5 protein-coding genes are annotated in these 13,337 nt (G+C 60.1%); all 5 read right to left on the bottom strand.

Going from position 1 to position 13,337, the window contains the following annotated elements:
• A partial coding sequence (locus AC1ROI_RS08110; protein WP_492573976.1) for a sigma-54-dependent transcriptional regulator occupies positions 1-1,201 on the bottom strand: 1,201 nt, incomplete at its 3' end.
• On the bottom strand, positions 1,195-2,961 hold the full coding sequence (locus tag AC1ROI_RS08105; RefSeq protein WP_102594719.1) for a sensor histidine kinase: 1,767 nt from the start codon (positions 2,959-2,961) through the stop codon (positions 1,195-1,197). The genes AC1ROI_RS08110 and AC1ROI_RS08105, both read right to left, overlap by 7 nt.
• A 78-nt stretch (positions 2,962-3,039) precedes the next feature.
• A complete protein-coding gene (locus AC1ROI_RS08100; protein ID WP_102594720.1) occupies positions 3,040-5,880 on the bottom strand; it encodes an RHS repeat-associated core domain-containing protein in 2,841 nt (946 codons plus the stop codon).
• A 57-nt stretch (positions 5,881-5,937) separates the two neighbouring features.
• Positions 5,938-8,694, bottom strand: a complete 2,757-nt coding sequence (locus tag AC1ROI_RS08095; protein ID WP_102594721.1) for an RHS repeat-associated core domain-containing protein — start codon at positions 8,692-8,694, stop codon at positions 5,938-5,940.
• Positions 8,691-13,202, bottom strand: coding sequence for a SpvB/TcaC N-terminal domain-containing protein (locus AC1ROI_RS08090; RefSeq protein ID WP_102594722.1), 4,512 nt, complete (start codon positions 13,200-13,202; stop codon positions 8,691-8,693). Before AC1ROI_RS08090 ends, AC1ROI_RS08095 begins: the two co-directional genes overlap by 4 nt.
• Between the last annotated feature and the right edge of the window lie 135 nt (positions 13,203-13,337).

Below are 13,337 nucleotides of genomic sequence, written 5' to 3'. Positions count from 1 at the left end.
GGCAATGCGCTTCGAACGCTTCGGCCTGCGCCGCCAGCGACTGGCCGGGATCGATGCCGACCGGTTCCGGCTCGCCCAGCCCCAGCACCTGACGTTCGGCCACGTTTGCCAATTCGCGCACATTGCCCGGCCAGTCGTGGCTCAGCAGATGGCTCAACTGCGGGCCGCTCAACGGTGGAAACGTGCGGCCCAAACGTTCGGCGGCCTTCTGCGCAAACGATTCGAACAACAACGGAATGTCTTCACGTCGCTCGCGCAAGGGCGGCAGGCGCAACTCAGCGACGTTCAAGCGATACGCCAGGTCCTCGCGAAAACGCCCGGCCCGTGCCTCGTCCAGCAGATCAGGCTTGGTCGCGGCGATGATCCGCAAATCCACGCGAATGCTCTGATTCGACCCCAACCGCTCAAGCTTCTGCTCCTGCAACACCCGCAGCAATTTCACCTGCTGGGCGAGGGGCATGCTTTCGATTTCATCGAGAAACAGCGTGCCGCCATCGGCGTATTCAAGCTTGCCGATACGTTTACCCGAGGCGCCGGTGAACGCGCCGCTCTCATGGCCGAACAATTCCGCCTCGAACAGCTGCTCGGGAATCGCCGCGCAATTGAGCGCCACGAACGGTTTGTCCGCGCGCGGCCCGAAGTCGTGCAGGCAGCGGGCGACCAACTCTTTGCCGCTGCCGGTTTCACCACGAATCAATACGTTGACCGGCAGCGTCGCCAGATCCAGCACCTGTCGGCGCAACGTCTGCAAACCACGGGACACGCCCAGCAGCGTCGCGTCGAGTTTGGCGCGGTTGTCCGCCAACTCATGCAAGGCGCGGTTTTCCAGCACCAGCCGGCGCTTGTCCAGCGCCCTGCGCAAGCTGCTCAGCAGGGTTTCCGGGCTAAAGGGTTTTTCCAGAAAGTCGTAGGCGCCATCGCGCATGGCTTCGACCGCCATCGGCACATCGCCATGGCCGGTCAGCAGAATCACCGGCAAGTCGGCATCACGACGCTGAACCTCGGCCAGCAACTCAAGGCCGGTCATGCCGGGCATGCGCACGTCGCTGAGGATCACGCCCGGGAAGTGCCCCGGCAATTGCGCCAGGCACTCATCGGCGCGGCTGAACAGTTGCACCTCGAAACCCGACAGGCTCAGCCATTGCTCGACGGCGCTGCGAATGCTGCTTTCGTCGTCGACCACCATCACGGAATTCAGCATGGACTGTGGGCCTCCAGGTCGATGGGTAAAGTCACGGTGAACACGGCGCCGTTGGCATGATTGTCGGCGCTCAGGCGACCGCCCGATTCGTGCACGATGGCAAACGATACCGCCAAGCCAAGACCCAGGCCATCACCCACCGGTTTGGTGGTGAAGAACGGATCGAACACGTTCGGCAGATGCTCTTCGGCGATGCCGCCGCCATTGTCGGTGACGGTCAGGCGCCAGAGTTGCTCGTCGGCTTCGAGGCGGATTTCCAGGCGTTTGCAGGGTTTGTCCTGCATCGCATCTAGCGCATTGCGCAGCAGATTGATCAACACCTGTTCCAGACGAATCGCATCACCGCGCACCCACGCCGGACGCGTCAGGTGCTGCACGGTGCTGACCTGCTCATCACGCAGGCGCGCGTCGAGCAATTGCAGCGATTGGTCCACCACCGCCGCCAGGTCCAGACGTTCGCGCAAGCCGCTGGGGCTTTTGCGGGCGAAGGTTTTCAGGTGGCCGGTGAGGGCGGCCATGCGCGTCAGCATGTCGTCCACCGGTTTCAACGCCTTGTAGGCATCGTCGACCCGACCGTGATCGAGCAGCAGACGCAAGGTCGCCAGTTGCATGCGCTGGGCGGTCAGTGGCTGATTGATTTCATGGGCGAGGGCGGCGGACATCTGGCCGAGGGCCGCGAGTTTGGCCGATTGCACCAGACCGTCCTGAGCCGTGCGCAGGTCGCGGGTGCGCTCTTCGACCAATTGTTCGAGTTCTTCACGGCTGCGCTGGCGCATTTTCGCCAGGCGCCAGCGCTGGTTGAGGAACAGCAACAGAAACACCAGCGCCAGCCACAGCCCGGCAGCGGCGAGTGCGGCATTGCGGCTGTCTTCGAAGGCGACGTGCGGGCGGCGCAGCAGGTGCAGGGTCCAGCCTTCCGTGCTCAGCGGCAGTGATTCCCAGAGGTAATTGGCCGTGCCATCAGGACCGACGACCCGCGCCAGATCGCTGTTGTCGTCAAAGCGCTGCAGCGATTGGTAGTCCAGCGGGGTCAGCGGTTGTTTGTCGTATTGGCGGGTGGCCTTGAGCTCAGCGTGATCGCTGTCGCTCAAGGGTTTCAACGAGCGGTAGCGCCAGCCCGGCTGATTGGCGATGAAGATAATGCCGCGTGCGTCGCTGACCAGCAGCGTGTCGCTGCCCTGACGCCATTCGCGCTCCAGTTCCGGAAACTCAAGCTTCACCACCATCGCGCCGAGGAACTCGCCGCTGTCGCTGGTGACCGCGCTGGACAGGAAATAGCCCGGAATGCCGCTGGTCACCCCCACCGCGTAAAAGCGCCCGGTGCCCTGGGTGCGGGTCTGGCTGAAGTAGGGGCGAAAACCATAGTTGTGGCCGACGTAACTGCTGGGCAAGCGCCAATTGCTGGCCGCCACGGCGAGGCCGGTGCGGTCGAGCAGTTCCAGGGTCGAGGACTGCGCGGCGCCGTTGATTTTTTCCAGTTTGCGGTTCAACGCGTCCTGTTGTTCCGCCGTGACCTGACCGTTGAGCGCGGCGCGCAACTCCGGGTCCAGCGCCAGCACGGCGGGCAGGGCGCGGTAGCGATCAATCAGGGTGTGCAGGGAATTGGCGTAGAGCGCCAGTTGCTGATTGGCCCGCGCAGCGTCCTCGACCAGCGCTTGGCGTTCGGTGTGACGCAGGGCAATTCCGGCCGCCAGTGCGGCACCGGCAACGATCAGCAAGGTGTACAGCGTCAGGCGTAACGTGCGAGAAGTCGGCAGCATGCGGTAGGAAACAGGAAGAGGTACGGGCGCGCACCATAGCATGCCGCCCGGTTTCCTGGCTTTTGCCACAGTGGCCGCTCATTGAGGGGCGACTCTGGACGGCTGCGCGTGCAGTAGTTTCTGGGTATTGCGCAGTTCATTGATGGCGCTGTCGGTCATCCGGGTCAGGCTCTCAACCGTATCGCCGGACGCCTTGTGAAATTTGCTCGGAATGTAGCTGAATGTATTGATCGCCTCGACGCCGTGGGCTGCGAACATTGCTGCAACGTTGTTCATACTGTCTTGCAATACGCCAATCAGACCATTGATGTTCGCGTCCAGCTTTGCAATCTTCTCGGGCGTCAGTTCCCCTGCCGCCCCCATGACCTCATGAAAGATCTCAGGTAACCCCAGGAGCACCGACAGTCCGCCACTCATTTCACTGGCCATCGGCGCACCCGCCACTTTCAGACCTACGGAAACGGCCAGGCTCCCACCTTCCTTGCCGCCTTTTAACAGGCCTTTTCTGTTCATATCCATGACGCCTTTCACGACGCCTTTGAGTTTGCCGCTGGCATAGGGAACCAGGTCCATGGTCTTGTATTCACCTTTGCTGATAATTCGCTGAGGGTCCAGCTTCCCTGATTTCAGTTTGACCGAGGTACTCAGACCTGCTCGCTCCGATGCCCAGTCGACACCGAAACTCACCGCTTTTTTTGCCGCAATGCCTGTCGCCAGACCTGCTGCAACGCCCACCGGCCCTGCGGCGACCCCTAACGCCGCCGTCCCGATCCCGATCCCGATTCCAACCCCATAGGAAAAAACCTGGCCTGCAACATGTGTCCCGACTCTGATCGCGGTAGAGGAACCCAGGGCCGCTGCCGAACCGTGGTTGAGAATCTGACGTTGTGCGTCCCGGGCTCTATGTGCCGAGAGTTTTACGATCTGGGTGTGTTTGTAAGCCGCCTGATTCAAAGCGGATCGGGCGGCCCTCGCTCTTTGTCTCTCCTCGCTCCTGGTTTTTCTAACGGCCCGTTCCTCCGGGGTTTCCCGCATACGGCCATCGGAATCGGTAAAGACAATCGGGTTGTTGTTCACCATCGCATACAGATTCAGCCCGTCCACATCGCCTGCCGGGTCGGGACTGATCCAGCGCCACAACCACGGCGCGTAATACCGGGCGCCATAGTAATAAAGTCCGCTGCAATCCATTTCCTTGCCGGAGTACCGAATGGTTTTGTAATCGGCTTCCACCTCTGAACGGGCGGCCCACCACGCCGTGCCGCCAAACGCGTAATAGAACTCAAGACTGATCAAGGCGCCATGGCGATCCAGTTCCAGCGTGCAGGAGCCCAGATGGTCGTCGAGGCTGTAACGCAGCTGATCAGGTTCCAGATCTCCCGGCCCCCCGCTGGCCCAGTGCAGGCATCGAACGCTGCCGAAGGCCAGTGGCAGGGTAATGACGTGCAACACCCGACCGTCGTCGCGGGTGTGAATGTCCAGCCCTGGCAGGTAAAGGACCTCGCGGCTGTGGGTCATTGACCGGGTGTGGGTGACGTGGCGTTTGCAAACCCTTTCACCCTGGCTGTAGAGGTAGCTTTCCCCATCATCCGCCAGGCCGTTGCTGTGGGTGAGCAAGGTCACTTTCTCCAATTGATCCCAGGCGTTCCAGATCAGGGCTTGCGCGCCGTCTTGCAGAGATGACTGATTGCCATGCGGGTCAAACAGGGTCTTGAAATCCGGCTCCGGGTCACCTGTTTTCCAGCGCACGCCACGGTTGCTCTCAGGGTCGATGCGCATGCGCAGGGTGAAATTATTACCCTCACGCTGATGGCGCAGTTCGATCAGATTGTTGCCATCGTCGTAGGTGAAGTCTTCGACGTAGCCATAGCGGCGACCGGGGTCGACCGGCTTGATCAGCTCCGGCAAACCGGACTCCAGATTAGGGACTTCGCCCTCGAAACCCCGGGTGCAGGTCACTCGGTACAACGAGTCGTAGATAAACTCCCGATGGCCATCGACGCGCTGGTTGGCGAAGTACACCGGGGCGAGGGTGTGGTCTTCGATACGCAGGATGTTGTCCATCCGGTCGTAGAAATAGTGGAGATTTTGCTGCAAGGCTTCGTCGGGTTTACCCGACTTGAGGGTGGTGAGGCGCCCGTCGGCCGGGCAATAGGTCCATCGGCTGATCACACCATTACCGGCCGTTTGCATCAAGATCTGGCCGGCGGCGTTGTACTGCGCATCCTGCAGGACGGTTTGCGATTCGCCGGCGCTGAGTTGCAGAACAACCTGCTTGAGCTGCCCGGCGATGTCGTAGTGCAAGCGCTGCCGATGGCCTCCCGAGTCGGTTTGAATCAGCAGGTCGCCCAGAGGGCTGTAGCGCCGATTGCTACTGAAAATGCCGGCACCCGCAATCGTTCGGCTTTCACTCAGCGGCGATCCCTGGAGGCTGAAACTTCCCGGTTCGAGTGTGCCTGATTGATCGACTTGCTTGATCATCTGACCACGCAAGTTGAAGGCGGGATTGGCCGATGGGTCGGCATAGGTGAAGGTTTCGACATTCTCCTGGTCGTTTTCGTCGATGGCAACGGCGCGCAATTGATCGTCGTACCGGGTGCGCCAATGATTGCCGCGTGCGTCCCAGCGCCGGAGTTCTTCGCCCGCCAGCCCCGGCAGGATCAAGCGTTTGCCGGCGTCCACGCTGTGAGTCTGGATGGCGTCGCCGGAGAGGCGATGGACGTTGCTTAAAGACTGGATGGAGAGCCGCGGATCCCATTGCTCGATCAGGTGGCCGGCGAGGTTATGAACGCCCCGCGAGATGAGTGATTGCGCGACGTCACCGGCGTTCTTGCGCAGATAAGCCACCTGGCGAATCGGCAGGCTTCTAGCATCAGTGGCTTGAAGATTGGCGGTGCCCCTATGGATAGCGGTGTTCACGGGCAGCAGCTCCCGATTTCAATGTCATAGGGCGGCGCGCAACGTGTTGCTGGTCGCTCAGGCCGGCGCATGGTGACGACTCGCAGTGCGTGCTTGCCTTGCCAGGAATTGGTTGTCTGTCGTGCCCATTTCCCTGTATCGCGCCATACCCGCTTTGCTTCGGCGAATAAGATCTTGTGTCTTGTGATGAGCGCGTTGCACATCGATACGGTGTATGGCTTCAGGGGCCGAGCCACTGACATTGAGGGTTGTACGCTGCGGGTAGATAGTATCGACGCCCGCCGCGTCAAACGCTTTTTCGAATTGAGCGAAGCGTTCATTGTCGACGCTTTCCCACTCATCCAGCATCCGCTCTATTTTGTTGATCTTGACGGGGTCCAGTCGGTTTTTGATGTCTTCAGCTTCCTGAACCCTGGACCCCATGGCGAGGAACGCGCTGACCCCGGGTACCACCGAGCCGATGACATTGTTCAGGGCAATACTGATACCGCTTCCCAGCCAGTCATACGAATCATCCGCCACATGGACGCCGACTTGACGATCAATTTCCTTGATGGACATCGTGGATGTCTGCGGGATGAGAGGCCTGATCAGGCCGGAGGTCGGCAAAATAGCCCCACCCGCTGAGCCAGCCAGCTCACCGCCCAGATTGCCACCGGTCAGACCTTCTGAAAAAGGCGGTTTGCTTTGCTTGGTGAGGAATGCAATGTGTGGCTTGTCCGGCAACACGATGCCGACCTCTCCAGCCCCGTAATACCCGCCTGCAAAGCCGATGACTGCATTTATCGATTCCCCGGCCAGGTTTTTCAGCAGGTCTTTTTCGATGTTGGTTTCATTGATTATGTTGTCGATTTGCTCGAGCGTTTGAGTGGCGTAAGCGACCAGGACAGAAATGAAATTTGAATAGTTGCGAATGACCGCTTCGCCGCTTGCCTCGCCGTCGTTATCGACATAGCGCAACGGATTATTCCTTACAAATCTGTAGAGATTCAGCCCATCCACTTCCCCCGCCGGATCGGCACTCACCCAACGCTGCAACCATGGCGCGTAGTATCGAGCGCCGTAGTAATAAAGCCCGCATTCATCCATTTCCTTGCCCGAATAACGGAGGGTTTTGTAGCCGACTTCCAGCAGGGACGCCGCCGCCAGCCAGGCCGTGCCGCCGAACGGGTAATAGCCTTCGTGGCTGATCAGCCGGGCGGCCTGGTCCAGTTCCATGAGGCATGAACCCAACTCGTCGTCGAGGGTGTAGCGCAACTGATCCTGTTCGATGCCGTCCGGTTTGTTGCTGACCCAATGCAGGCAACGCACGCTGCCACGGCCCCCCGGCACGGTGATGACGTGCAGCGTTTCGCCATTGTCGCGGGTGCGGATTTCCAGCCCCGGCAAGTACAGCACTTGATGAAAGTGGGTGAACGTCGCGGCTTGCCATTCATGGCGCTTGAACACCCGCACGCCCTGGCTGTAGCGAAAGACTTCGGTATCGTGGCGGCCGTCGTCACGTTCAACCAACACCGCCCGGGCCAGTTCATCGCGGCTGTTCCAGTCCAGGGGCCTTCCGGGGGCCGAGGCGTGTTGGTTGCCGTGGGCGTCGAACAGGGTGTCGAACACCGGCTCGGGGTCACCCGGTTTCCAGCGCACCCCGCGGTTGCTGGTCGGGTCGATGCGCATCTGTTGGGTGTAATTGCCCACGGCACGTTCATGGACCTGTTTGATCAGATTGTTGCCTTCGTCGTACTCGTATTTCTGTGTGTAGTTGAGGAGGTGGTCGGGATCGGTCGGCGAAGGGCGGCCAGGCAGGCCGGTGCTCGGGGCGGTGTCACGGCCGTTGGCGCAAATCAATCGTTCCAACGTGTCGTAGATGAATCCGCGGTGGCCGTCGATGAGCTGATTGGCGAAGTACACCGGTTTGAAGGTGAGATCGTCGATGCGCAGCACGTTACCGACACGGTCATAGGCGTACTGAAAATGCTGGAGCAGGCCCTGTCCGGGCACACCCGCCTTCAACGTGGTGAGACGGCCATCGGCGTCATCGTAAGCCCAGATGCTGAGCACCTTGTTGCCGGCATGCTGCTCGATGATCTGGCCGGCGGCGTTGTAGCGCGCGTCTTCCAGCACAGACTGCCAGGCCTCGGCGGGAGTTAGCCGCAACTGCACCTGTTGCAGTTGTCCGGCGCGGTCGTAAACCATCCGTTGTCGGTGATCGCCGGCATCGGTCTGGGTCAGCAGCGCACCGAGCGGGCTGTAGGTCCGGTGGCTTGGGAACGTGCCGGCACCGGTGATCGTCCGGCTGTCATTCAGCGCTTGGCCCTGCAGGCCGAAGCTGAGCCATTCCACGGTGCCCGAGGGGTCGACCTGGCTGATCAACTGGCCGCAGAGGTTAAAAGCTTTATCGGCGCTGGCATCGGCGTAGCTGAAGATTTCGACGTTCGGTTGGTCGTTTTCATCGATGGCAACGGGGCGCAACTGCTCGTCGTACACGGTGCGCCAATGGCTGCCGCGTGCGTCCCAGCGCTGGAGGATTTCTCCGGCCAGCCCCGGCAGGCTGATCCGCCAGCCGGCGTCAACGCTGTCGACCAAGACGGGTTGCCCGGCAAGTCCATAAACCGTGGCCAGGTTGGGCTTGAGCGCATCGGCCAGGCGCGGGTCCCGTTGCTCCACCAGGTGGCCGATAACGTCATGGCGTTGCCGGGTGATCAGCGGTTCAAGCGCGTCCTCGGGCGTCTTGCGCAGGTAGGCGATATGGCGCGCTGCCAATCCACGCGCATCATTTGACTCTATTGCGGCGGTGTTCCAGTGGGCGGCGTTGCTCATTGCATGTCCACCTTGCTCGCTTTCGAAGCAGGCTCACTGTAGGTGTCATTAAAGTCCAGGACAGTTTTGTACCAGGGGTGGAGGAGGGTGTAGGCGACATCGTCCTTGGCGTTGATGACCTTGATCAGACGACCCAGCACATCGTAGAAACTTTTATCGTGATGGCCATATTCCTTGAAGCAATCGTCATCAATGTAGCCGTAAGCGTTGGCGAAATAGGGGCGATAGGTGCGTACCGGCAGTCCCTTGTTGTTGTATTCAACACGTGCGCTGATGCGCCAGCGCTGGTCGGCGTGTGCCACCTTGGGCTTGCCGTCTTCGATCACCAGTTTGCCGTTTTCCACGACATAGGCATCACCGGGCTCAACCCGTTGCTGGGTTTGCAGGGGGCGTCCGAAACCGTCGATCAACGACAGGATGATCTGGAAGTTCGCGGGTTGGTCATCATCCGGGTACCGGTCAGCGGAAATGACGACGCTGTGCAGCGGAATGCGCGGGACGCTGAGCAGCAGGTCCCACAGTGCCTGCTCCGCCGTTGTCCGGGACTTGAGCCGGCTCAGGAGCAGGCGCGCACTGGCGCGGATGTGCAGGCTTGGCAACACGTAACCTTTGGCGATCCCCTCAGCCAGCCAGTCGGGTGTCTGCTCGACGGGATGGGTGAGCTGACCCATCCAGCTGAGCAAGTCTTTGCGAAAGGTACTGGCGGCTTTTTGTAGCGCGTCCTCGGGGGATTCGATGGCTGTGACCGGGCTGGCGTCAACGGGCCGGACATAGTCGGCGATGGCGTCAAAGCCGGCACGCACAGCGTTTTCTGTTCCATAGAAGGTGACCGTGTGCGGACCGGACGGATCGTTGAGGACTTCTTCAACGTTGTCGTTGGCATCGGTGGTGCGCAACGTTGTCAACGCGTGATAGTCATGCTCGGCGAGAGTGGTGCAGCCATCCGGCAGCTCGAAGCGGTTGATCAGCAGGCAGTAACTGTCGTATTGAACCTTGGTGATGCCGTGGCTTAGCGTTTCGTTGACCCCCTCGACCTTGTAGAAGTGATCGAGGTCTGCATATCGGGCAAAGTTGTGGAGGGCGGACCAAAGATTTCTCTGTTGATCCTCTTCTTCGTCGGCCTCTGCGTCCGTGCCCAGAAACAGCTTCATGCACAGATAACCGATACGCTCCAGTTCTGCCCGGATATCGAACGACGGATCTGGCACATCGCCGTAGACCTCCAGCGCTGCCTTGTTCAGTTGTGCGATTTCCATCGGCCCCGTCAGGGCTTCGAACCCGGCCGTGCCCTCCGGCAATGTTTCATTCGCTGTAGAGACGTAGCGCTGCACCGATTGTGACGTCAATTCCCGCCGGGCCGCCCATTCGGGAGAGTCGAACAGCTCGAGGAACTGCTCATAAGAAATCACGCTGGGATCAAGCCCTTCAGCGGCTGGCTTCTTGGGCAATACCAAGGCGTTGCCCCGTTGCCGATAGGGCAGGCCGAGCCTCCAGCCTTGCGGATCGACCTGGTGAATAAACCCGGCGCGGGTTTCGCTCAAGTAGTAGGACTGCTGCGCCGGATCATGGGCGTCCTTCCACCATTGCCGTTCATCGATATCGGTAAATGGCGGTTCGTCTTGCTCTGTCAGGCGCCGTGCGTAGCTGACCGTGATGCTGTGAGTGGTGAGCCCAAACTCGTCCCGGCTCAAGTTGATGACATGGCGGCACAGGGGGTCTTCGACGAAACGCTCATAGTGATAGTGGATTTCTTCCAGCAGCGACGTCATCAACACCGTGTCGGGGTAGTGGTCGCCACGCTCACGCACGTTACGGACGATGTATCGATTCTGGACCGCCAGAAAAGGCGTCTCCGGGAGCTGGTCGGTCGCCGCATAGGTTTCCACCCTGAGTACGACACCCGACAGGCTGCGGGCGATTTCGTGAACGGTGGCTTCATCCCCGGGCGTCATGAGTTCTTCGTACTCGTCGCCCGGGTGATACCGACAAAACAGCATGTCACCCAACGGATGTGCCTGATCATCTCGATTGAAATAACCGTCGCGAGGCATATTGATCTGCATGCCGGTATGAAACCAGGTGCGGACCAATGCCGGGGCGGTGAAGCTTTCGTCTTCGTCCGAACCGGTTTCGCTGTCGGTTTGGTCCAGCCTTCCGAAGCCACGGAACTCCCGGTCCTGATGGTCATACCAGGCCTCGAAATACCGGAAAAACTGATTCAGGCAATTACCGGTGATTTCATCCCGCTGGGTTTGTTGACTCACGACCTGCACAGCAAAAGGCAGGTAACAGACGGGAGGGCGCTCAAGCTGGAGAAGCTGCTGTTTTTCGTCCAGCCAGAACTGCGCAGAACTTCGATGCACCACCTGCGTGCTGCACCCCATGTTGTTGTTGCTGGCGATCATCAAGTAGGGCTTGGCGCCGACAAAGTCGTAGCGCCAGTGTCGGGGCTTCATGTGCGGCACGGTCAGGATCAGGCTGGCGCAGCCGAGTCCTTGCAGGTCGGCGAAGGTGACCTGACACAGGTTGTCGTAACGCACGCCCTCGGGCCAGGGGACCGTGATGGGCGTTTGTGCAAAACCATTGCCGCCGTGGTTGAGGTAAATGTCAAAGCCAGCGGAATTCAGATAAATGAGCGCCGGGGCACCGGAGCCATTCAGATCGGCGATTCGCACCCGCGCGGCGTCGAACGCGGCGTACTCGAAACTAGGGCCGCTGATGACAAAACCGCTGCCGAATTGTCCGTGCCCCAGATTTGGCCAGCATTTGATTTCGTTGTGCCGAATGCGGCACAACTCGGTCATGTCGCTGCCCAGCAGATTGCTCAACAGCACCAGTTCGCTGCTTGAGTTGCTGAAGATGGGCAAACGGTCGGGGTCATGCAGGACATCTTCGGCCCTGGCAAAACCGTCTTCACGCTGATTGGCGTAGAAGCGCACGGCGTCAGGGCCGATCAGCGCCAGCGAGCTGAGCCCGTCGCCGGTCAAATCGCACAGCTGCGAAAGGGTGTTGAAAAACTCCACCGGGAAGGCCGAATAGGGGATGAAGGTTGACCAGCTCCGATCCGGGTTCAGCGTGTAAAAACCACACATGCCGGGTTGGGCGACAATCCAGTCCAGACGCCCGTCGCCGGTCATGTCCATCAGGGCTTGATGCGCAGGTTTATTGCGGTCGGCCACCGGGATTTTCGTCAGCGCTGTCCACGGGCCGTAGTCAATGTGGTCAGGGCCCGTGGTGGCACGCAAGGGCTCGCGGTAGTACCAGCATTGGTCATGGCGACACAGAAAGCCCGGCAGGCCTTCGCCGAACAGGTCGACGCATTGATAGAGTCCGCTGTCTTCAATGCCCGGCATGTTCTCGAACGGGAAGAAGGCAACCGGCTCTTTATTGAGTTCAAACGCCGAATAGTCGAACTCCACCGGGGGCATGTTTTCCACGGTGCCGTCGGCGTCATACGCCTGATAATGCGCCGCCGCGATCTGGCTGTAAGACCAGGGGGTTGTGTTGGCCGCGTACTCCAGCAGCAAGCGCCGGACCAGCACGGGTTCGCTGCCCAATTCCGGAAAACTGTGAAACATCAGCACTTGCTGGCAAAGGCGGCGAGTGCCCACTTCAAAGCCCTGTCGATAGGACGAAAAGGGGTCTTCACGAGTCAGCCAGGGCTTGAGCGTCGGGCCGTCATACACCGGTTTTTCAGTCAGCTCCCGGGTGCGCTCGCCGTAGTCGAACACCAAGTGGAAATGCCATGCAGGCGTCGGTGTCTGCGGCAAGTCCCAGCCGTACAACTGGTCATACGCGTCAACGTTGCCATACAACGCGCGATGGACGTAGCGTTGTGCGCGGTAGTCATGCGGGACGGTTTCTTCTCCAGGGGCCTGGTCTTTCAGGTATTCGTAGCGGATATGCTCGCCCCAGGCATTCATGCTCTCCTGCAACAACCAGGCAACAATTCGCTTCGAGTCCAGCGGGTCTGCCTTGCGCGCACTTTCGATCTTGCCGAACAGGTGCAGGCTGCCATCAGCTCCGTGCACCAGCCAGAACCCTTCCGGGTTCGAATCGGAATACCAGAATTCGATCAAATCGAACGTGCTTTCGACCCGTGGCCGATAGCGCAGCACAGCGTGCTTGCCGACAGACAGGCCACGGTATTCAGAGACTTCACGTTCCTCGATCTCACCGCTGGCGTTGCGCTCGGCCATCAACTGCTCACCCAGAGGGCTGATGAACACATCATCGCCGGTATAGCGCGGCACACCTTTACTGGTCTGGCGAGTGATGGCGCCGAGGTTCAACTGCCAGCCGATGCCGAACGGTCCGTTCGCCGACTGGCTGCTGTAACTCAACGAGAGTTGGGGGTCGCAGCCGCGTCCCGCTGAAATCGGCAGCGACAGCGCGAAAGACGCGCCTCCCGTCCAACCGACTTTAGCCCAATCATTACCGATGCTGGCGATCGAAGTGCTCTTGGCAATCGCGGGTGCGACGATATTCAGGGACGCTTGGTCTTCCATGGGGCTGATCCTGTTTTGGCCTGGCGTTCGCCCGTGGCAACGGTGTCGCTTGATGGATCAGACGCTAACAAGATGGGAGTCTTGCGTAACCTGTCAGATCTGACAGATCAGGAGGGGGGTTCTAGATCAAATAGC

Source organism: Pseudomonas sp. GW823-FHT02C02 (assembly GCF_058797635.1).
The sequence above is the reverse complement of the archived record's forward strand: the minus strand, read 5'-3'. Positions and strand labels throughout refer to the sequence as shown.

Bases quoted from the DNA above. Each gene is read 5' to 3' on its own strand.
- AC1ROI_RS08105 (WP_102594719.1), bottom strand. From the start codon at position 2,961: ATGCTGCCGACTTCTCGCACGTTACGCCTGACGCTGTACACCTTGCTG.
- AC1ROI_RS08095 (WP_102594721.1), bottom strand. From the start codon at position 8,694: ATGAGCAACGCCGCCCACTGGAACACCGCCGCAATAGAGTCAAATGAT.
- AC1ROI_RS08090 (WP_102594722.1), bottom strand. From the start codon at position 13,202: ATGGAAGACCAAGCGTCCCTGAATATCGTCGCACCCGCGATTGCCAAG.